The sequence below is a fragment of the Bombella sp. ESL0380 genome (genome assembly GCF_009725805.1).
GTDB lineage: Bacteria > Pseudomonadota > Alphaproteobacteria > Acetobacterales > Acetobacteraceae > Bombella > Bombella apis.
On the sequence record NZ_WNIH01000004.1, the window covers coordinates 38,958 to 60,435 of the forward strand.

Below are 21,478 nucleotides of genomic sequence, written 5' to 3' on the forward strand. Positions count from 1 at the left end.
ATCTGTCCTGTCGTCCAAATTTTACCAAAACCCACAACCGGGCCTGCTACCCTTGGCGGGCCAGAGCAAGGACTTCCCGGATGGCCTCGGCCCTGTCAAGGCTGAAGCGCTCACTCTGCATCCGCATCTGCCCCAACCGCCCGGCCCGATCCGCCATGAGAGCTGCCCGGGGCAGATCTCCCGCAAAGGCGGCATCCCGTGCCTGACCGGCCAGTGCCTCGCCTAGCAGATCGCACACTAACGCAAAACCCTCTGCTTCACGAGCGATCTGGCTGACGATCACCCAATTTTCATGATCCAGCTCTTCACCGGCCAATGCCCGCTCCACCAGCCCGGCACAGATGCCGTCCCGGTCCTGTGCCAGAAACAGGGCACGACCGGGAGACCCATGGGCACGATGCAGGACATCATCCGGCACGTCAGGCAGAACGGCCTTCATGTCAGCCTCATCCAGCCCGGCCAGGGCCAGCACACGGCAACGGCTCCGCAATGTCGGCAGCAATGTGCCCGGTGAAGAGGTCGTCAGGAAGAGAGCGGTCTTCGGCGGAGGTTCCTCAAGAATCTTCAGCAGCGCATTGGCGGCAAAACGGTTCAGACTTTCCAGCCCGTCCACGACCACGACCCGCCAGCCACCCTCCGTGGCCGTGTGATGCAGAAAATTCTGGATGGGCTGGACATCAGCAACCGTGATCTCCCCCTTCAGCTGTCCCTTGCGGGGGTCCATCTTCCGGGCAATCGTCAACAGATCTCCATGCGTCCCCGCAGAGATGCGCCGTCCAGCAGGACTTTCCAGATCGCTGCCCCCCAGCAGCCTGCGGGCCAGATGGAACGCCAATGTCACCTTGCCTACACCGGACGGGCCAGAAATCAGCCACGCATGATGCAGCCTGCCAGACGCAAAAGACTCTTCAAACTGCTGTATGGCTGCCTGATGCCCATACACATGGGCTGCCAAACGTGGTTCAGGCGGGGTCCCCCTCACGCAGCGCCCTCTCCAGCCATATGCTGCCGCACGAGAGCGTATAGGTGCGCCTGCACCTCTTCCAGCGACTGGCTGGCATCAACCCGCCGGATGCGGGCAGGATCCTTCTCGGCAATATCCTGAAAACCAGCCCGCACACGCTGATGAAACTGCATCTGCTGTCCCTCGTACCTGTCCAGCTTTCCACCCCGCCGGGAAATACGCTGACGGGCCACTTCGCAGGGCAGGTCCAGCCATAACGTTACATCAGGCTCTCCTCCCACGACCTGCCGCAGGGAGCGGATATACTCCAGAACTTCTGCCCGGCCCTCTCCGATTCCATACCCTTGATAGGCCCATGTGGAATCATGGAACCGATCACAGAGGACGATTTTCCCTTCTGCCAGAGCCGGTCGGATTGCCTTGGCGAGGTGATCCGCCCGGGCCGCCATATGAAGCATGATCTCCGCCTGCCAGCAGAAACTCTCCTCCCCAAAAAGGAGCAGGTTCCGCAACGCTTCGGCTGCTGGCGTCCCACCGGGCTCTCTCGTCTGGAAAACCGGGAAACCAGCGCCTTCCAGCTGCTCGGAAAGGCGGGCCAGCTGCGTGCTTTTGCCCGCACCTTCCCCCCCTTCCAATGTAATGAACACTCCCCCGGTCTTACTGCGGAGCATGACCGAACCGTGACAGGATCCGCCCTGCAAAGCCAAGCTCACCGACCGGGGACACCGTATAAAGTGGTGAATAGACCCTGGGCTGACCTGGCAGGCCAACGGAAACATGACCAGACTTCTGCCCCGCTGCCACCGGTGCCGGAATGGGGGACGGATAATCCACGCTGATCTGCACTTTCGAGGACCAGCCGACAGGGATGGTCAGGCTGACATCCTCCGCAACAGCCAGACCAACCGTGCGATGCTCCCCGTTCCACACGGCAGCGGCCGGCTCCACAACCTGCCCCTTGTGCAGCAGCTGAACCGTCTCAAAACTGGAGAATGCCCAGCTCATCAGCCGTTCACCCTCATGAGCACGCTCATTGGTAGAGGCAGTCCCATTGATGACGACAATGACACGGTTGCCGTTCCGTTCTGAACTGGCACACAGGCCAAACCCCCCTGCATCGGTATGGCCAGTCTTCAGACCATCAGCCAGCCCCTTGTCGACCAGCACATTGCGGTTCCCCTGACGGATATGGTTGAAGGTGAATTCCTTCTCCCCGAAGAACCCGTAATAACGGGGGAAATCACGAATGAGATGCTGCGCCAGCATGGCCACATCCTGAGCGCACATGTAATGGCTGGCATCCGGCAGACCGGTCACGTTCATGAAATGAGAGTTGCGTAAGCCAATGCGCTGGGCTGCCTCGTTCATCAAGGCCACGAAACGCTCTTCAGACCCCGCAATCCCCTCCGCCAGCACGACACAGGCATCATTGCCGGACTGGATGAGCATGCCACGGATCAGATTCTCCACGCTGACAGAACTGCCAAGCGGGACAAACATGCGGGAACCTTCCATCTTCCAGGCCCTGGAGCTGACAGGGAATTCCTGCTCCAGCCGGATACGCCCGGAGGCCAGAAAAGCAAAAACGACATAGGCCGTCATCATCTTGGTAAGGGATGATGGCGGCATCCGCTCTTCCGCATTGCGACTCAGCAACACCGTCCCCGTCGTGCTGTCGAGAATATAGGCCCAACGGGCAGAGGTCGGCATGGGGCCCATTGGAGTCACGGCATCCCCCACGACCGAATCGGTGGCCGGACCTGCTTCCTTCACCTGCCCTGCCGGACGCCCCCGCCCCTGCCTGTGCAGCCCGGCGGCCTGCCCGGCCCGTGATGATGCCAGCAGGGAACATGCCGTAAAACCGGCAACTCCCCCCATGAGAGAACGTCTTGTCTGCACGTCAATCCCCGCACTGCATGCCCGCCATACCGGCGGGGCCTTCATGAAAAAACCTGCGATGCCCGCCATGCGGGCCACCCGGCACCATGCCGGACGGCGTGATTATCGGGTCATCCTATCGCCCAGAATCCCGACCGCCAATGCATAATAATCGGAAGGATTATAGGCCCGTATCGCACGGAAATTATGATAAACGAGGAAGGCCTGTCCACCAGGTCCATCCGGCTGGAGCAGGCTGCCCGTAGCCTGCGGTGCCAGGAACCCGGAAGACTGGACCGGCCTCACCCCCATAGCCTGCCACGTGCTGACAGGATGCACGGGGGCATGGCGGGATTTCGTGGCAGCCAGAGCCGTGAACTGCCCATTGCTCCCCAGCGGGACCACAACCTCTTCTCCCCAGGGTTCACCACGCCGCCAGCCCGACCGTCCCAGGTAATTGGCAATGGAGGCAAAAACATCCGCTTCGGAACTCCAGATATTCGCCTTTCCATCACCATCACCATCCGCCGCAAAACGCAGATAGGCACTCGGCATGAACTGAGGCTGCCCCATGGCACCGGCATAGCTGCCCAGCATGCTGGCCGGACTGATGACCCCCTGAGCCAATATCTGCATGGCCTTGATCAGCTCGCTACGGAAAAAGGCAGCCCGCCTGCCATCAAAGGCCAGAGTGGCCAAGGCCTCGATGACATTAAAACGGCCCTGATGCTCCCCAAACCCTGATTCCAGCCCCCATATGCCCATGATGGCGTTGTCATCACAGCCCAGCGTCTGCCCCAAAGGCGACAGTGTCCCCCGCACCCTCTGCCAGGCCTGCCGCCCTTTTTCTTCCCGGGCAGACGAGATCACACGTGCACGGTACTGCGCCCATGTCAGGGTAAATTCCGGCTGGTGCCGGTCCAGCCGCAAAACCTCCTGATTGGGGGCCTGAGCCAGCGCAAGGGACTGCTCCACAATAGCCGACGGCACACCAGCCGACAGGGCCTGCTGCCGCACACCTCCCAGGAACGCTGCATAATCAGCCGTCCCCCGAGAGGCCACCGCCCGACCACCTGCCCAGGCAGGCAGACCGCCCATCATCAACCCTCCCGCCGTGGCAGCCAGAAAATGACGCCTCTTCATCATTCCACTTCCCATCACGCCTGATCTCCCCTTCATCATCCAAAGGAACGCCCCGATATACCCGGCACTGCCGATTGCGGACAGACGCATTTCATGGCACAGTCCCGCCAACCACAGCCAGGACCGTTCTTTGTGATCCGTATCAGCGCTATCATGGCGTCCCAGCCTGTCTGGCTGAAAGCCTTTTCTGTCATCCTTGGTACCTTTATCCTGGAAGATGTTGCAACCGTCCTGGCGGCCATTGCGTCCAAAGGAAACCAGATTTCCATCCCTCTGGCACTTGGCAGCCTTTATGCCGGGGTGGCCCTGGGTGACATGGGCCTTTATGCCCTCGGTCTGGCAGGAAGCCGATGGACGTTCCTGCGCCGTTTCCTGACCCTCCCCAGCGAGGAGCAGGCAAAACGGTGGTTCTCCCGCAACATCATAGGGGTTGTGGCCATTTCCCGCTTTGTTCCAGGCAGCCGCCTGCCGCTCTATACGGCCTGCGGTTTCTTCCGTGCGCCCTTTCTGGCCTTCGCCCTGACGGCCATAGGCGCAACGCTGGTCTGGACAAGCCTGCTCTTCCTGCTGGCACTGCATGTTGGCGGGTGGCTTCTGGCGCATCAGGGTGGCTGGCGCTGGGCGGGAATCATCGGCTTCATCCTCTGCATTTTCCTGATGGGACGTTTCATCAGCCACCTGCAACGTAGGAACACATAGTCCATGACAGCACCTTCTTCCCATCACAAGACGCTGTCCCTCTTCGAGTTCTGGCCCGACAGCATTTTCTATACCCCCATCGTCATCTACTGGATTCTCATGGGGTTACGTCATGGAGACCTCAGCATCTCCACGGCTGCCAATCCCCGTATCGAAACAGGTGGCCTCTGTGGCGAGAGCAAAAGCTCCATTCTGGACATGGCCGGCCCCACGGCCCGAGAGGCCATTGCCCCGTATCGGATCATTCATAACGGAGCTGATGCAGCCCGGGATGTGCTGGCCGCCATGAAGGAAATGGGGATCGACTTCCCGGTCGTGCTCAAGCCTGACATCGGCTGTAACGGTACGGGAGTGAGGCTGATCACCTCCCTGGCCATGCTCCACGAGGTGCTGCCACTCTTCCCGGCGGGTGTGGCCCTGATGGTGCAGCAGCTCATCACCTACCCGATGGAAGCAGGCATCTTCTATATCCGTCATCCTGATGAGCCTGTCGGCCGCATCACCTCCCTCACTTACAAGGAAGCCCCTGTCCTGACTGGCAATGGTCGCTCCACACTCAAGGAGCTCATCATGGCCGACCCCCGGATGCGACAGGTGCCACAGCTCTATCTGCCCCGTATCAGTGGCCGTGAAACCGAGATTCTGCCCGCCGGAGAAACGCTGTCACTGGTTTTTGCCGGAAATCACTGCAAGGGGTCCATCTTCCGGAATGGGAGGCCGGACGTCACTCCGGCACTCACGGAACGCATCAACGCCATCATGCTGGACATACCGGACTTCCATTTCGGCCGGATCGACCTCAAGATGGCTTCACCAGAAGCTCTGAAGCGTGGGGAAGACTTTCAGATCATCGAGATCAATGGGGTCGGGTCAGAGGCCATCCATATCTGGGACCGGCGCACGACTCTGATAGAAGCCTACCGCACCCAGATCTACCATTACCGGCAGGCCTTCCTCATCGGTGCTGCAAAAAAGAAAGAAGGCTGGAAAAGTTCCGGCATTCTGGGGATGCTCCGCTCCTGGCTGAAGCAGCGGCGCCTGCTGGCGTCCTACCCGACCAACGACTGAGGCAGGCAACAACCGGGACAGACCCCGCCGGTCCTTTGCCGCCCGGCGGGAAAACACAGCCTAAAGCCTGCCCGCACCAAATATGTAATTGCTGATCTGCTGCTCCAGAGACAGCAGGGGATGGGCATCCAGAATGGTGGCACCAGCCGGCAATGTCTGCCCTGCCTTGCCGGGCAGCAGCTGAAGGGCATTGTCCCCGCCAATGGTCGGTGCCGCAATGGCCACAGCCGTATCCTGCGGGAGCTTCAGATCATCCCGTACGGCAAACTGCACGTCCACGATGGCGGTTTCCGGATTCAGCGTGATGGAACGCACACGCCCCACGGTTACACCGCCAAGGTCCACGTCAGCCCCCTCATCCAGACCATTCGCGGAACTGAATGTCGCATGATAGCCTGTCATGTGGCGATCCGGCCCCTCCAGCAGGCCCAGCCCATAGGCAACGAACCCGCCGGCTGCCAGAAGAACACAGCTGCTGGCAATGAATGCTCCGCCACGCCCTTTAAGGATCGCCCACATAGATACCTCGAAATTCACGCCCCAGTCTGCTAGCCTTGCGACCGGAGAAGCTGATTTCATGAAAAACAACAGAACGTTACCGCTACCATAGATGGGACTTTCCCACCAGCATCCGTCACGGCTTTTCCTCAATCTCCCCCACCTCCAGACAGACCATGGTTCCGCATGACAGATCTCCAGGCCTTCATCCTCGCCATCATCCAGGGCATCACGGAACCCTTCCCTGTCAGCAGCCTTGGCCATGCCGTCCTTCTGCCCGGAATCCTTCACTGGTCGCTGGATGAACACAGCCCGACCTTCCTGCCCTTTCTGACCATGCTGCATGTCGGCACGCTGGTGGCTCTGGCGCATGTCTTCTGGGGGGACTGGCGGGCTATCCTGCTCGGCCTCTTCTCCCCCCGCAGGACAGCCAGAACCCGCAACAAGGCGATCCACCTGTGCAGCCTGCTTGTCGTGGCCACAATACCAGCCGTCATCATGGGCGGACTGTTTGAGCATCACCTGCGGCTCGTTTTTGCCAATCCGCTCATGGTGGCAGGATTCCTGACCCTCAACGGCCTGCTGCTCATCCTGACGGAGATCATGCGCCGCCGGGCCCTCCGGCATGAACAGGACAATGCCTACCAGACACAGGAACTCTCCTGGAAAGATGCCCTCATCATCGGCCTCTGGCAATGTCTAGCCCTGTTCCCCGGGCTATCACGCTCCGGTGCCACCATTAATGGTGGGCTGATGCGGGGACTGGACCATCTGACAGCGACACGCTTTTCCCTGCTCATGGCCCAGCCGATCATTCTGGCAGCCACGGCCAAAGAGGCCTGGCAGCTCCGCCATGTCCATCTCTCCAGCAGCATGATCACGCAGTCCCTCATTGGCGCTGTCGTGGCTGGCGTAACGGCCCTCATCTGCTCCCGGCTCCTGCTGCGCTTCTTCCATGATGACAACCGGCACACCCTGACAGGATTCGGCATTTACTGCATCCTTGCCGGCCTTGGCAGCGCCTGCCTTCTCCATTTTCACCCCTGAGCACAGAAAAACTCCGCAAGCATAATTTACAAAGGCTTTCCAAGGAGTCATGAATAAAAACATTCCGGTATCATACCGTTCCAGCCCCGTTATGCAGGAATCGTGACACTCATGCCCCAGCTGACCACGCCATGAACAAGGCGCGCCGCAAGACCCTCTCCCAGATACAGTCCGCTGGTGAACAGCATAACTTCAAGCGCAGCCTTGGCGCCACGCAGCTCCTGCTCATGGGCGTGGGGACCGCCATTGGAGCGGGCGTGTACGTCATCACGGGGACGGCGGCAGCAGAGTATGCCGGGCCTTCCGTCCTTCTCTCTTTCCTGATTGCCGCTGCGGCGTGCCTGTTCACGGCACTCTGTTATGGGGAGCTGGCCTCCACCTTCCCTGTCTCCGGGTCAGCCTATGCTTATGCCTATCTCTCCATGGGCGAGAAAATGGCATGGGTGACCGGCTGGCTGCTCATACTGGAATATGGCATTGCCGGTACCGCCGTGGCGGCCGGCTTTTCGGGCTACCTGACATCCCTGCTCAGTGGGTTCGGCATCCATCTTCCGGCTGTCATTTCCCAGACAACCTTTCAGTCCATCCCTCATTCAAGTACCGGCCTGCTGGCCTTTCATCCCAGCTTCAACCTGATCGGCCTGGTTGTCATGCTGTTCATCAGCCTGGTCCTGACCCGTGGGATTGAGGTCGCAGCACGGTTCAACACGGCCTTCGTCAGCATCAAGATCGGCGTGCTGGCACTGTTTGTCGGGGTTGGCCTGTTCTATCTCCATCCTGCCTACTGGCACCCATTCATCCCGCCTTCGGAAGGGAATTTCCATTTCGGCGTGGCTGGCATCTTCCGGGCTGCCTCGATCATCTTCTTTGCCTATGGTGGTTTCGAAACCGTCTCCACCGCAGCGGCAGAAGCCCGCAACCCCACCAGGGATGTGCCCATAGGCATCATCGGCAGTCTCATCATCTGTACGTTGGTTTATGTCACCGTGGCGGCCGTACTGCTGGGCATTGCGCCCTATCAGATGCTGGATGTGCCAGACCCTCTGGCCATCGCAACGGGCCTCATGAATCAGCCGTGGATGGCCTTTCTCATCAATGCAGGGGCCACGGTCGGGCTGTTCTCCGTTCTTATCGGTCTGCTTTATGCAATTTCCCGCATGGTCCACGCCATCAGCCATGACGGACTTCTACCGGGCATCTTCAGCGTCGTGCATCCACGCTTCAGGACACCATGGCTGGCCACGCTGCTGCTGGGCCTCATCCTGGGGCTGATGAGCGCCACCATGCCCATCGCACTGCTGGGGGATCTGCTCTGCATTGGCACCACACTGGCCTTCAGCATCGTCTGCTTCACTGTCATCTGGCAACGCAACAGGGCACCGGAGACACACCGGCCCTTTCAGGTGCCACTCGGAGGAATCCGCATCCGGGGGGTCTGGCTGGGCATCACGCCCATGCTGGGCATTTTCTTCTGCCTCTGCATGATTGTTCCCCTGGGGCTGAACATACTGCACGTCACCCTGCAGGGTAACATCATCCCGCTGGCCTTCTTCATCCTCTATACAGGGCTGGGTTTTGCGACCTATCTGTTCTATGGACGGCATAACTCGACCATGAAGCAGCCTCCATCCTGAAGGGCGCAGGCTGCTGCATGGTTTCCATTTCCGATTACGAGGCGAGGATGGCCGCAGGGGCAACCTGCCCATCCATCAAGTCCGCTGTCTATTTCTGGATGATCCACCCTCTTTATGCGTAAACGTTCCTCCTCCTCCTCCAGGCGTCGTGATCCACGGCGCAAGACCATGAGCCAGATCACGGCAGAAAATGATTCCGTCACGCTCAAAAGAAGTCTGACAGCCACGCAGCTTCTGCTCATGGGGGTCGGAACGACCGTTGGGGCGGGCGTCTATGTCATGACGGGTACGGCGGCGGCTGAATATGCCGGACCTGCCGTGCTGCTCTCCTTCCTTGTAGCGGCGGCAGCCTGTCTCTTCACGGCTTTCTGTTATGGGGAGCTCTCTTCCACCTTCCCGGTATCCGGCTCCTCCTACTCCTATGCCTACATCTCCATGGGAGAACGGGCAGCATGGAATGTCAGCTGGCTGATGCTGCTTGAATACGGCATATCCTGCACCGCTGTGGCGGCTGGTCTTTCGGGCTACATGAACTCCCTGCTGGGCATTTTCAACATCCATCTGCCAGTCTGGCTGACACAGACAAGCCTTCAGCCTGTGCCCGGCTCCGAAGGAACAGCGCTGACAGCCGGATTCCGGCTGGACCTGATCGGCTTCATCTCCGTGTTGCTGGTAACCGCCCTGCTGGCCCGTGGTGTTGAAGAATCCGCCCGCTTCAACTCTCTCGTTGTCGCCCTGAAAATTGGTGTCCTGTTCCTCTTCCTCATCATCGGTGTCAGTTACATCACCCCGGCCAACTGGTTCCCCTTCATTCCACCGGCCCAGGCCCATTTCCACTTTGGTGTGGCTGGCATCTTCCGGGCAGCCTCCATCATATTCTTTGCCTATGGAGGGTTCGAAGCCGTTTCCACTGCTTCATCAGAGGCCCGCAATCCAACACGTGACATTCCCATCGGCATCATTGGCAGCCTGCTGATCTGCACGCTGATCTATGTTGCCGTAGCAGCCGTACTGCTGGGAATCGTGCCCTACAGCAAGCTGAATGTGGCTGACCCCCTGGCCGTTGCCACACAGGCCATGGGCAAACCGTGGCTGGCCCTGCTGGTGAATGGCGGCGCCACCATCGGCCTTTCTTCCGTCCTGCTGGGCCTGATGTATGGTCAGTCCCGCATCCTGCTGACCACCGGGCGGGACGGGCTCATCCCGTCCGTCTTTAGCAGGATCCACAAGCGCTACCGCACACCAGCCCGTGGGACATTCATCATGGGGACCATCATTGCCCTGATGACAGCCACCCTGCCCATCGACATCATCAGCGATCTCGTTTCCCTCGGGACAGCACTGGCCTTCGCCATGGTCTGCTTTACGGTCATCTGGCAGCGCAATTATGCTGCCGATACCCGGCGCCCCTTCAGCGTGCCACTGGGAGGAATCCGTATCCGGGGATTCTGGATTGGCCTTACGCCTGTTCTGGGGATCATTTTCTGCCTGATCATGATCCTGCCACTGATCTTCAACATGATCCACGCCCTGCTGGGCGGCAATCCTGTTCCCGTCATTCTGCTGGTCACCTACTTCCTGATCGGTGCGCTGACCTATCGCTTCTACGGGTATCACAACTCCCGCATGGCCAATCCGTCAGCCTCAGCAGAATAATACCGCCCCCATCAGTCCTGACTTGCCCGAAACTGATGGGGGACCCTCCTTCGCCACACTATCTGCGCCCATCGGCCCTGCTACCGGGCCCCATGTAACTGCCCGGTGGCGGGCGATGTACTGGAGGAGACAAAAGGGTATCCGGGTCTGTCACATCCAGTTTTGCCCCTGTTTCCGGCGAAACGAACGCAACACGCCGCCGTGGCAGCGCCTGCGGGAACTCCGCCCGGATGCGGGCAATGGCTTTTTCCCGAATGTCACAACGCAGATCCCAGCTCTGCATGGCATTGCGGGCACTGGCAATGACACGGACCGACATGGCCTGATCTGTGCAGTCCGACACCTGGGCATCGAACACCTTGCCATCCCAGAGCGGGCAGCTTCGCACGATCTCCCTCAGCATATCCCGGATTTCATCCATTGGGGCATCATAATCAAGCCAGAGAAACACGACGCCGGTTATGGCGGCCGAGTTGTGCGTCCAATTTTCAAAGCGATTTTCAAGAAAATAGGAAATGGGCACGATATGGCGTCGCCAGTCCCAGACACGCAGCACGACATACGTTGCCGTGATTTCCTCCACCCAACACCAGTCACCATTGATGACGACCAGATCCTCCATCCGGATGGGCTGGGTGATGGCGATCTGCACCCCCGCTATCAGGTTCGTCAGAAGTCCCCGCGCCGAGAGACCAACAATCAGCGAGGCCGCTCCGGCAGAAGCAAAAAGGGACACACCATACTGTTTGACAGACGGAAAAAGCATCAGGGCCGAAGCAACCGTCACAAGGCCAATGAGAATCTCTCCAAGCCGCCGCAGCACCTTGATCTGTGTCTGATGAGCACGGGCCATGATGTCATCCGCATAATCCAACCGTGCCAGACGATTCAGATATGCCTCTGACATCAGGCGGAACATGCTGATGAGAGAAAAGCCGAAAACCAGAATCAGCAGAAAGAAAAAGAACAGCCTGAGATTCTGCTCCTCCTCATATGAAAAGCCCGTGGCCGCTGGCAGCGCTGCCAGAAGGACCAGCAATGTAACCATGACCTGCATGGGCCGACGCAACACGCTGACGGTGTTGCGGATCATCGCCCCGCTGCGTGTACCAGGAATACGCAGGATCAGCGCACTCGCCCCGTGTCCGGCATAAAACGCTGTCAGACCAACGATCACGAGCATCAGGATCGATACGATCGCAGGTGGCAACCAGGAAAGCGCATTGCTGAACGCAAAGAGGATGTTTGTGAAATGCTGGGACAAAAGGAAAAGCCCTCTGACTGAAGGTGTAACAGGCTGTCAGCGAAAAATGACAGCCTCTCCTCAGGAAGTGAATAGAAAAGAACAAAAAAACATGAAGATAGCCCACCTCCCTGTTGACTTCCTCATCTGCCTGCCATAAAAGCACCTTCATCGGAAGGCAGATGCCTCCTGAAGGACATGATGGCGGCGTAGCTCAGCGGTAGAGCAGGGGAATCATAATCCCTTGGTCGGCGGTTCAAATCCGTCCGCCGCTACCATCTTCCCTTCTCCCATCCCCTGAAAATTTGCTGAATGAGCTGTTGCGGATGCCGTGCATCTGGCGCTGGCAGATATCTTCCCCATAATTTCAGAACACTGACAGCCCATAAAAAGAAAGCAGGTTGACCTGAGCCAACCCGCCCTCTCTTGGTGCCGTACGGTCGGGAAAGTGGCCTCAGTCCTCGCTGTCCTGCTCGGCCTCTTCATCACGCTTTTCAGCACGACGACGACGCTCGGACGGACGACGCTCACTCACCGGGGCCGGAGCTGCCGCCTCGTCCTCATGCTCCTGACGTTCCCGGCGCTCCTGACGTGTCTGCTCATAATTGCGCTGCCGTTCGGCACGCTCCTGCTGGGCCGCCTGAGCTGCCTGATTCATGGCATTGAGCATACGGAAATAATGCTCGGCATGCTGGAAATAGGCTTCCGCCTGCACCCGGTCCCCGGTACCGGTGGCATCACGACCCAGCTGAAGATATTTTTCGAACAGCTGCTGGGCAGTGCCACGAATGCGCAGATCAGGCCCGTTGCTCTCAAAAACATGGTTCCGGTTCAGAGGAATCTGACCATTATTGCCACGGGATGCTCCTCCACCGCCGCCTGAACGATGATGACGGTTCCTCATTCGCTTCATATTTTCAAACCTGCAATCTTGTCACAATGGCGCCTTCAGCAGCCAATCTGCCGTTTCTTCCCATATTGTCCGAAGAAACATCACTCCCAGAGGAAACGACACTTTACCGCCTGACCGACAGCCATCACCGTAACGCTGTCCATCCCCTGTATCTTCCTGCGGCAATCTATCAGGCATCAGCCCATAAGCCAACTGCTTTCCTAAGAAAAGGCAAGCACCAGGGCACGCTCCACACCTCCCAGGTCCTTCCGGCACTCCAGCACCGCAAGTCCTTCCGCTTCGGCCAGTTCTGTGACAGCATCTGCCTGTCCCATCCCCAGCTCCAGCACGGCACACCCGTTCGGCATAAGCAGATGTGGCAGGCTCCGGCACAGGATGCGATAGGCCACCAAGCCATCATCTCCCCCATCCAGAGCCCGATGCGGTTCATATGCCGCAACATCAGGCATCAGATGGGCCATGTCCGCATGTTCAATATAGGGAGGATTGGACAACACGACATCAAAACGCCCTCCCACCGCAGCAGCCCAGTCTCCCGCCATAAAAGCCACCCGGTCCGACAGGCCATTGCGGCCTGCATTCCGTCGGGCAAGGGCGGCGGCGGCGGGAGCAATATCCACACCCAACCCCCAGGCTCGTGGATATTCACTCAGAGCAGACAGAAGCAGGCAGCCTGTGCCCGTTCCAAGGTCCAGAATGGATCTGACAGACTGACGATCCGGCTTATGGTCCAGCAGCGCTTCCAGCAGGGTCTCACTATCGCCCCGGGGGATCAATGTCTCCGGTGAGACGTGAAAATCCAGTGTCCAGAAGCCCTGCTCCCCGGTAATGAAGGCAACCGGCTCCCGCTGGCTGCGGCGCTGAATGGCACGCTGGAAGCGGTCCACACCCTCGGCCGGAATTTCGTCATGCTGCATCAGCTCCATCCGGGTCCACCCGCAGGCCCAGCAGAGCAGCAAGCGAGCCTCGAATGCTGCCTCTTCAATCCCGGCCTGAAAAAGCCTCTCCCCGGCCTGCTGCAAAAGGTCTATTTTACGCATGAATTTCATTCCCTGACCTGTCGCCTCCCATCATCCAGGAAAACCAGACGATGACCATAGCCCGTTTCCTGCACTCCCTGCCTGTTTCACTCTGCCTCGGCATCCTGATGCTGCCAGCCGCAAAGGGTGAAACTGTCGGGCCCATGCCGGATGGACCAACGGGGGGCAGTTTCACCGTTCATGACGGACGTGCGCCCGATGAGGTGTCAGAGTCGACACGCCTCTATCTCAATGGTCATCTGGCAGCGACATTCCGCCTTGACCTCGCCCATGCTGATGATAGTGCCGTGATCCCTCTGCCTCTGGGCCGTGTTGATATTCCCTATACTCTTTGCGGCACCGTTACCGTCATGCATGATGGCAAGGCCGAAACACGGGACGTGAGCGGAGATGGTGTCCTCCATAATCCGGACGGCCATTATTTCGAAGCCGTGGGTAGCGAAAATTTCCGAGATTTCTTCCTGATGGATGAAAACGATCCGGCTGCTACCGATCACCACAACGGCAACTCCTCCCGCTGCCTCTCCTCCAACAGCTGATCACCCTGCCCAGGGGACTTGTCAGGAACTGCCGATTTCCGCCGCCAGCAGGGCCATCTGCTCATGGTGGGTCAGGGCGCTGACAATCTCGTCAAACTCGCCACCCATGACCTGATCAATCTTGTACAGAGTAAGATTGATGCGGTGATCTGTCACCCGCCCCTGGGGGAAGTTGTAGGTTCTTATCCGTTCAGACCGGTCTCCTGTACCAACCTGGGATCTACGGTCGGCTGCCCTGCTGTCATGCGCCTTCTGCCGTTCCGCCTCATACAGGCGGGCCCGCAGAATCTGCATGGCCTTGGCCTTGTTGCGGTGCTGACTTTTTTCTTCCTGCATGGCCACGACAACACCTGTCGGCAGATGCGTGATACGGACAGCACTCTCCGTCTTGTTCACATGCTGTCCCCCTGCACCGGAGGCCCGGAACACATCAATCCGCAGGTCTTCTTCATTTACCTGCACATCAACCTCTTCCGCTTCCGGCAGCACAGCAACGGTAACGGTAGATGTATGGATGCGTCCCTGGCTTTCTGTCGCCGGGACACGCTGGACACGATGCACGCCGGACTCATATTTGAAACGGGCAAACACGCCTCGCCCTGTAATGGTGGCCATGCCTTCCCGGATGCCAGAAAGCTCACTTTCCGTCAGGGACATGACCTCGAAACGCCAGCCATTGCTCTCGGCAAACCGACGATAGGCCTCGAAGAGTTCTGCCGCAAACAGCGCTGCTTCATCCCCACCGGCAGCGGGGCGGACCTCCAGAATGGCGCTCCGTTCATCAGCATCATCCCGAGGCAGAAGCGCCAGCTGCATGGCCTGCTCCAGAGCGGGCATCACGGCCTCGACCTCTTCCAGCTCAAGCTGGGCAAGCTCCTTCATCTCCGGGTCCTGCACCAGAGCCTGCGCCTCTTTCTGACGCTTCTGAGCAGCCTGCCACGCCCGGATGGCTGCCACAGGTTTTTCCATGGCAGCATAGTCCCGGGAAAGACGGACAAACTCATCTCCACTGGCCTCACCAGAGGCCATCATTGCCTGCATTTCCTCAAAGCGGGCAATGATCTGCTCCAGCTTATGCTCCATAGCCGCACTCATGAGGCTCGGGCACGCTCCAGGATAACAAGGATGTCCGTCACGGGCACTTCTTCCTGTTCCCGTGATGCCAGATGACGCAGCTGCACGACATCCCGTGCCAGATCATCATCCCCCAGGAAGAGCGCATGTGTCGCCCCGGACTGCACAACACGGTCCATGCGTTTCTTCATGTTGCCCCGTGTCTCGATCGAGACAGCCAGACCACCATCCCGCAACGCCCGGGAAATGGAAGCGGCCTTGAGCAGGGCAGCTTCTCCCATCGGCAGGATGGCCACATCACTGACCTCCTCAGCCGGAGCATCAATCAGAGCGGCGAGACGTTCAACACCAGCGGCCCAGCCGATGCAGGGCACGGCAGGGCCGCCCATTTCTTCAACCAGCCCCTCATACCGGCCACCGGCCAGAACGGTCCCCTGCGCACCAAGCTTGTCCGTAACAAACTCGAATACGGTATGGCTGTAATAATCCAGCCCACGAACAATTCGGGGATTCTCCACGAAAGAGACGCCGAAAGCCTTCAGACCAGCCTTCAGCTCCTCCCAGAATGTACGGGATTCCTCATTGAGATAGTCATCAAAAGCTGGTGCATCGGCCAGAAGGGCCCTGTCCTGCTCTGCCTTGCTGTCCAGAATCCGCAGCGGGTTGATTTCAAGCCGTGACCGGCTGTCCTCGGAAAGGCGATCCTCATGCTGGCGGAAATAGGCCACCAGAGCCTCCCGCCATGCCATGCGGCTGGCCTTGTCACCCAGCGTGTTCAGCTCCAGACGCAGATCATCCGCCAGACCAAGCGAGACCAGAAAGTCCCGGGCCATGGCGATGATCTCGGCATCACGGAAGGCACTTTCCGCACCGATCAGCTCCGCACCGATCTGATGGAACTGACGAAAGCGCCCTTTCTGCGGCCGTTCATAGCGGAACATTGGGCCCGTATAGAAAATCTTCTGTGGCAGGGCCTGTGTCAGCGCATTGGAAACCAGCGCACGAGCCACACCCGCCGTTCCCTCCGGACGCAGGGTCAGGCTCTCCCCTCCCCGATCCTCGAACGTATACATTTCCTTGGAAACAACATCCGAGCTTTCCCCCAGAGAGCGGGCAAAAACATGGGTGTCCTCAAAAATGGGGGTGGCCCACTGGCTGAAACCATAACGGCGGAAGACCGTCCTGCCCGTACCAACAACATGCTGGTGGCGACGCATCTCCTCGCCCAGCAGATCCCTCGTCCCCCGTGGCGGCTGAAACCGTGCCATCAGTGCGCTGCCTTCTCGGCCGTTCCGGCCTCAATGGCAGCCACACGGGCTTCCACCAGCTCCACGATATGGTCGATCATGTTCTCAGCCGGCATGGTATGGTCCTGCTTGCCCGCTGCATAGACCATGTGCCGACCAGACCCGCCACCTGTCACACCGATGTCCGTCATCAGCGCCTCACCAGGCCCGTTAACCACACAGCCGATGATGGAAAGTGTCAGCGGTGTCTTGATGTGCTGAAGACGGTCCTCCAGCGTCTGGACCGTATCCACCACATTGAAACCCTGACGGGCACAGGACGGACAGGAAATGATCTTCACACCACGGTGACGCAGGCCGAGCGATTTGAGAATGTCCCAGCCCACCAGCACCTCTTCTTCTGGAGGAGCAGAGAGGGAAACGCGCATCGTGTCACCTACACCAGCCCAGAGCAGATTGCCCAGCCCGAGGGCAGACTTCACCGTCCCCGCCCGCTTGGAGCCAGCCTCCGTAATGCCGATATGCAGCGGATGGTCACAGCATTCTGCCAGCTGCTTGTAGGCCGCCACGGCCATGAAAACGTCAGAAGCCTTCACGCTGATCTTGAATTCATGGAAGTCATGATCTTCCAGAATCTTCGCATGTTCCAGCGCACTTTCCACCAGTGCTTCCGGCTTCGGCTCGCCATATTTCTCCAGCAGATGCCGCTCCAGAGACCCAGCATTGACGCCAATACGGATGGAGCAGCCATGATCACGCGCTGCCTTGACGACCTCACGCACACGATCGGCACTGCCAATGTTACCCGGATTGATGCGCAGGCAGGCCGCACCGGCCGCCGCTGCCTCGATAGCCCGTTTGTAATGGAAGTGAATGTCCGCCACGATCGGCGCATTGACTTCTTCCACAATGGTTTTCAGGGCCTTCGTGCTGGCCTCATCGGGGCAGGATACACGGACGATATCCACACCGGCCATTTCGGCCTTGCGGATCTGAGCAATCGTTCCTTCGATATCCGTTGTCAGCGTGTTGGTCATGGTCTGCACCGAAACAGGTGCATCGCCACCAACGGCAACATTACCAACATAGATCTTCCGTGATTTACGGCGTTCAATATGCTGATAGGGACGTAAACTGCTCATCAATAACCTCTCCGGGTCCTGACTGGACTGACCCATGATAAACGTGGCCGCCTCATGGACGGTCACAGAATTTTATTGGCTGCGCTTGTCCGCTGGTCCCGGCACCTCACCGGCCCCGGTGGCCAGGGAACCGTAACCATAATGGCCCTGCTCCACAGATGCTGCATCGACCGTCACGTTACGGACAACCCTGCCACGCAGCCCTAGGGGAGCGCTTACAACATTCCCCGCCTGAAAAACAACACCCCCGGCATTGCCGCTCGTCACACGATAGGTTTCACCAGCAGTCCCCTGCCAGCTCTCTCCCTTCTTCAGCACACGAACCAGCAGAACCTTGCCAGAGGCATCCGTAACCTGCACCCAGCTGTCTTCCCGGGCCAGTATTGCAACTCTGTCAGCTGCTTCCTGACTCGGAGCAGGAGCCTGCTGCGCTGGCGTCGGCTGCGGGGACTGGGCCTTCGATGTCTCCATGGCAGACGGGGCATTCCCCGTCACACTGTCACCAGAAGACGAACCGGCCGGGTGATCACCCTCATTGTGAAGCACCTCATTACCCGCTGCATCAACAGTAGAAGGCATGGCCGTGGCAGAAGGAGAAACAGCCTCCGGCGCTGGCGGCAGATCAGGCGTATCTTTCGGAGTATCCCCTGCCCCCGTGGCCGCCCCCTGGGCACCAGAAGACAGAACCGGTGCTGTGGGCTGCGCCGTGGCAGACTGCCCGGCTGCTGGAGACGGAACAGTCGGCTGTGTGGCAACAGGCGGTACCGCAGCCGCTGGCGTTTCACCAGTCTCTGCCAGATGGGACGGCAGAACGGACGAAGCCAGCTGCCCATGGGAAGAGAAGTGATACCACCCGGCATATCCCCCGGCGATCACCACCAGACCAACAGCCAACAGCACCCAGAGACCGGCTGAACGTCCTTCCTGAGGGCCGGGAAGAACCAGATGGACGCTCTGACGTGGCGGCGCAAGAGACGACAGCTCCTGCCTGGCCTGCTGCATGAACTCCTCGCTCTCCATCCCCAGGAGACGGGCATAGCTCTTGATGAAACCAAGGGCATAGACCTTGTCTGGCAGCTCGGCATAACGCCCGCCTTCAATAGCCTGAAGTGTTGCAAGTCTTACCTTCAGGTAAGCCTCGACATCCTCAAGCCTCCAGCCCAACTCTTTGCGTCGGGCCATCAGGCGAGCTCCCAGAGTGGCCGATGACTGACCGGCCATATTCTGCCCTGCTTTATCGTCCATCACGTCACCCCTCTTCCTCATCTGACCAGAGCTCCAGTCCGAACACAGCGCTGTCTGTCCAGTATCCTGCCGTTACCGTGCAACCGCCGCATGGAGGCGCTTCTCACGCTTCTGGAGGGCTTCTACAGCCTGATCCACCAGCGTGGTGATGATATCCGCTACCGGGCGGATCTCCTTGACCATGCCGACAGACTGCCCGGCCATCATGGATCCGTTTTCCACGTCACCTTCAATGACGGCCCGGCGCAGAGCCCCAGCCCAGAAATGTTCGATTTCCAGCTGGGCAGCTTCCCGCTCGATCTCTCCTTTGCGGAAACGCTCGATCACATCCGCCTGATGGGTCATGAAATGGCGCGTAGCTGCATTGGCCAAGCCACGCACGGGAATGACAGGAAAGCGCTCATCCAGCTGCACGGACATCACGGCATCACGGGCATTACCCCGACGGAAGGCCTCCTTGAAACGCTCATGGGCGATGCTTTCCCGGGAGGCTGCAAACACTGTCCCGAACTGGCCACCGGCTGCCCCCTGCTCCAGATAGGACAGGACGGCATCACCACGGCCAAGGCCACCCGCAACGAAAACGGGCACTTCCGTGATGTTGGGCAGGATTTCCTGCGCCAGAACATTCAGGGAAACCGGGCCGACATGACCGCCCGCCTCGGATCCCTCAATGACCAGAGCCTCAATCCCCAGCTTCACGAGCCGCTTGCCCAGAGCCAGCGCCGGAGCAAACCCCATGACCCTGGCGCCGCCATCCCGCACCCGGCGGATGGTCGCACCGGTCGGAACACCACCAGCCAGCACGACGTGGGTCACCTTGTGGGCCAGACAGACATCCACCAGCGCATCCAGCTTCGGATGCATGGTGATGAGATTGACGCCAAAAGGCTTGTCTGTCAGCGCCTGCGTGGCAACGATCTCTTCCTCAAGCCGCTCTGGCTCCATCGCACCGCAGGCAATCACACCAAAGCCGCCTGCGTTGGAAATGGCCGATACCAGATTCCGTTCACTGACCCAGGACATGGCCCCGCCCAGAATGGCATACCGACTGCCCAGGAAATCACATCCCGGTTTCCAGAGCTGGTCCAGCGTCTCGCGTGCGTTTGCTTCCCCGCTCATGCCTGTGCTCCCTCGGAGGCATCAAGCCCATAGGCGGTGTGCAGCGCCCGCATGGCCAGCTCCATATATTCTGCATCGATCAGAACGGAAATCTTGATCTCGCTGGTGGAAATGACCTGAATGTTGATCCCTTTCTCGGCGAGTGTCCGGAACATGGTGGTGGCCACGCCCGTATTGGACCGCATCCCCACGCCGACCACGCTGATCTTCACGACATTCTGGGATGTGCTCAACCCGCCAAAACCGATCTCGGCACGCATTGCCTCCAAAATCTGGCAGGCCCGGCTCTCATCCCCCTTGCTGACCGTGAAAGTCATGTTCGTGCTGCGATCCGCACCGATGCTCTGGACGATCATGTCCACATTCAGCCCTGCAGCGGAAAGAGGTTCGAAGATTCTTGCCGCAATGCCCGGCTCGTCAGGTACCTGTCGGATGGTGATCTTCGCATCATCCATGGAATACGCAATACCGGTCACCAGCTTCTTTTCCACGCTTTCGTCCTCATCCACTACAATGGTTCCGCTGCTGTCATCCGTCTCCACAAAAGAGGACAGGACACGCACATGCACCTTTTCCCGCATGGCCAGCCCCACGCTGCGGGTCTGGAGAACCTTGGCACCTACGGATGCCAGCTCCAGCATTTCCTCATAAGTGATCCGCTCGAGACGGCGGGCCTGCTTAACAATCCTTGGGTCGGTCGTGTAAATGCCATCCACATCCGTATAGATGTCACACTGGTCCGCCCTGATGGCAGCCGCCAGCGCAACGGCGGACGTATCGGAGCCACCACGGCCCAGTGTTGCAATACGGCCTCTGGCATCCACTCCCTGGAACCCGGCGATCACGGGCACGATACCTTCATCCATGCATTCCCGCAGGGCACGCCCATCTACATCCTCGATGGCGGCGCAGCCATGGGCTTCATCCGTCAGCAAGGGAATCTGCCACCCCTGGAAAGAACGGGCCGGCACACCCAGCGCCCCCAAAGCAATGGCAAGCAGACCGCTCGTCACCTGCTCGCCAGACGCCACAACAGCGTCATATTCCGCCGGATCAGCCTGTGCATCCAGCGAGCGGCAATAATCCACCATCTGGTTGGTCACGCCCGACATGGCAGAGACGACAACCGCAATGCGCTGTCCTCTGGCTCTCTCCTTCCGGACCTTCTCAGCCACGATGCGGATGCGCTCCAGATCCTTGACGGACGTCCCGCCAAATTTCATCACGACCGTGCGGGGCGCAGACCGTGTTACATCATCCGAACAGTCGTGTATGGACATCGGGGAGAAAGCTCCAACAATAAGGCTAGCATCACATAAATATCCG

20 protein-coding genes and 1 tRNA gene are annotated in these 21,478 nt (G+C 59.2%); 7 read left to right on the top strand and 14 right to left on the bottom strand.

What is annotated here, in order from left to right:
* Window positions 1-46: 46 nt before the first annotated feature.
* From GM608_RS04800 to GM608_RS04815, 4 genes are read right to left on the bottom strand one after another with little or no spacing between them, the layout of a single operon-like run.
* Window positions 47-955, bottom strand: coding sequence for a DNA polymerase III subunit delta' (locus tag GM608_RS04800; RefSeq protein WP_103765613.1), 909 nt, complete (start codon window positions 953-955; stop codon window positions 47-49).
* Window positions 956-978: 23 nt separating this feature from the next.
* A complete protein-coding gene (gene tmk, locus GM608_RS04805) occupies window positions 979-1,635 on the bottom strand; it encodes a dTMP kinase (RefSeq protein ID WP_043559977.1) in 657 nt (218 codons plus the stop codon).
* Window positions 1,622-2,908: a D-alanyl-D-alanine carboxypeptidase family protein gene (locus GM608_RS04810; RefSeq protein WP_043561153.1), complete on the bottom strand. Its 1,287-nt coding sequence runs from the start codon at window positions 2,906-2,908 to the stop codon at window positions 1,622-1,624. Before GM608_RS04810 ends, tmk begins: the two co-directional genes overlap by 14 nt.
* Window positions 2,909-2,965: 57 nt before the next feature.
* Entirely contained in the window at window positions 2,966-3,988 is a 1,023-nt protein-coding gene (locus GM608_RS04815) for a lytic transglycosylase domain-containing protein (RefSeq protein WP_043559976.1), read from the bottom strand.
* Window positions 3,989-4,138: 150 nt separating this feature from the next.
* Here GM608_RS04815 and GM608_RS04820 point away from each other — a divergent pair, with 150 nt between their 5' ends.
* Together GM608_RS04820 and GM608_RS04825 are read left to right on the top strand one after the other, a co-directional pair.
* Entirely contained in the window at window positions 4,139-4,684 is a 546-nt protein-coding gene (locus GM608_RS04820) for a DedA family protein (protein ID WP_086431524.1), read from the top strand.
* A gap of 3 nt (window positions 4,685-4,687) precedes the next feature.
* Window positions 4,688-5,752: a D-alanine--D-alanine ligase gene (locus GM608_RS04825; protein WP_043559974.1), complete on the top strand. Its 1,065-nt coding sequence runs from the start codon at window positions 4,688-4,690 to the stop codon at window positions 5,750-5,752.
* 60 nt (window positions 5,753-5,812) lie between these two features.
* Here GM608_RS04825 and GM608_RS04830 read toward each other — a convergent pair whose 3' ends face one another.
* Window positions 5,813-6,271 carry an MlaD family protein gene (locus tag GM608_RS04830; RefSeq protein ID WP_043559972.1) on the bottom strand — a complete coding sequence of 153 codons (459 nt, stop codon included), beginning with the start codon at window positions 6,269-6,271 and terminating at the stop codon, window positions 5,813-5,815.
* 165 nt (window positions 6,272-6,436) lie between these two features.
* Here GM608_RS04830 and GM608_RS04835 point away from each other — a divergent pair, with 165 nt between their 5' ends.
* From GM608_RS04835 to GM608_RS04845, 3 genes are all read left to right on the top strand, one after another.
* Complete coding sequence (locus GM608_RS04835) at window positions 6,437-7,297, top strand: undecaprenyl-diphosphate phosphatase (protein ID WP_043559970.1); 861 nt, start codon at window positions 6,437-6,439, stop codon at window positions 7,295-7,297.
* A 131-nt stretch (window positions 7,298-7,428) separates the two neighbouring features.
* Entirely contained in the window at window positions 7,429-8,931 is a 1,503-nt protein-coding gene (locus tag GM608_RS04840) for an APC family permease (protein ID WP_086431440.1), read from the top strand.
* 114 nt (window positions 8,932-9,045) lie between these two features.
* Entirely contained in the window at window positions 9,046-10,587 is a 1,542-nt protein-coding gene (locus GM608_RS04845; RefSeq protein ID WP_333645130.1) for an amino acid permease, read from the top strand.
* A 58-nt stretch (window positions 10,588-10,645) separates the two neighbouring features.
* Here the strand turns inward: GM608_RS04845 and GM608_RS04850 are convergent, their stop codons facing one another.
* Window positions 10,646-11,851 (bottom strand): mechanosensitive ion channel family protein, encoded by a 1,206-nt coding sequence (locus tag GM608_RS04850; protein ID WP_081563210.1) that lies wholly within the window; start codon window positions 11,849-11,851, stop codon window positions 10,646-10,648.
* A gap of 182 nt (window positions 11,852-12,033) precedes the next feature.
* Here GM608_RS04850 and GM608_RS04855 point away from each other — a divergent pair.
* Window positions 12,034-12,108: transfer RNA gene (locus GM608_RS04855), tRNA-Met, on the top strand.
* Window positions 12,109-12,284: 176 nt separating this feature from the next.
* On the opposite strand, the gene GM608_RS04860 is transcribed toward GM608_RS04855, so the two are convergent.
* The gene (locus GM608_RS04860; RefSeq protein ID WP_081563211.1) at window positions 12,285-12,743 is read right to left on the bottom strand and encodes a DUF4167 domain-containing protein; all 459 of its coding nucleotides are present in this window, start codon (window positions 12,741-12,743) and stop codon (window positions 12,285-12,287) included.
* Between the two features lie 200 nt (window positions 12,744-12,943).
* Window positions 12,944-13,783, bottom strand: a complete 840-nt coding sequence (gene prmC / locus GM608_RS04865) for a peptide chain release factor N(5)-glutamine methyltransferase (RefSeq protein WP_154981401.1) — start codon at window positions 13,781-13,783, stop codon at window positions 12,944-12,946.
* Window positions 13,784-13,833: 50 nt separating this feature from the next.
* Here prmC and GM608_RS04870 point away from each other — a divergent pair, with 50 nt between their 5' ends.
* Window positions 13,834-14,322: a hypothetical protein gene (locus GM608_RS04870; protein ID WP_333645131.1), complete on the top strand. Its 489-nt coding sequence runs from the start codon at window positions 13,834-13,836 to the stop codon at window positions 14,320-14,322.
* Window positions 14,323-14,343: 21 nt separating this feature from the next.
* On the opposite strand, the gene prfA is transcribed toward GM608_RS04870, so the two are convergent.
* From prfA to GM608_RS04900, 6 genes are all read right to left on the bottom strand, one after another.
* Window positions 14,344-15,417, bottom strand: a complete 1,074-nt coding sequence (gene prfA, locus GM608_RS04875; RefSeq protein ID WP_249109532.1) for a peptide chain release factor 1 — start codon at window positions 15,415-15,417, stop codon at window positions 14,344-14,346.
* Entirely contained in the window at window positions 15,414-16,664 is a 1,251-nt protein-coding gene (gene hisS / locus GM608_RS04880; protein ID WP_086441698.1) for a histidine--tRNA ligase, read from the bottom strand. The genes prfA and hisS overlap by 4 nt, the downstream gene beginning before the upstream one ends.
* Window positions 16,664-17,785: a flavodoxin-dependent (E)-4-hydroxy-3-methylbut-2-enyl-diphosphate synthase gene (ispG, locus tag GM608_RS04885; RefSeq protein ID WP_043559955.1), complete on the bottom strand. Its 1,122-nt coding sequence runs from the start codon at window positions 17,783-17,785 to the stop codon at window positions 16,664-16,666. The genes hisS and ispG overlap by 1 nt, the downstream gene beginning before the upstream one ends.
* A 72-nt stretch (window positions 17,786-17,857) precedes the next feature.
* A complete protein-coding gene (locus GM608_RS04890; RefSeq protein WP_333645185.1) occupies window positions 17,858-19,030 on the bottom strand; it encodes a RodZ domain-containing protein in 1,173 nt (390 codons plus the stop codon).
* A gap of 72 nt (window positions 19,031-19,102) precedes the next feature.
* Window positions 19,103-20,152 carry a nitronate monooxygenase family protein gene (locus GM608_RS04895; RefSeq protein WP_043559951.1) on the bottom strand — a complete coding sequence of 350 codons (1,050 nt, stop codon included), beginning with the start codon at window positions 20,150-20,152 and terminating at the stop codon, window positions 19,103-19,105.
* Window positions 20,149-21,432 (bottom strand): aspartate kinase, encoded by a 1,284-nt coding sequence (locus tag GM608_RS04900; protein ID WP_043559949.1) that lies wholly within the window; start codon window positions 21,430-21,432, stop codon window positions 20,149-20,151. The genes GM608_RS04895 and GM608_RS04900 overlap by 4 nt, the downstream gene beginning before the upstream one ends.
* Between the last annotated feature and the right edge of the window lie 46 nt (window positions 21,433-21,478).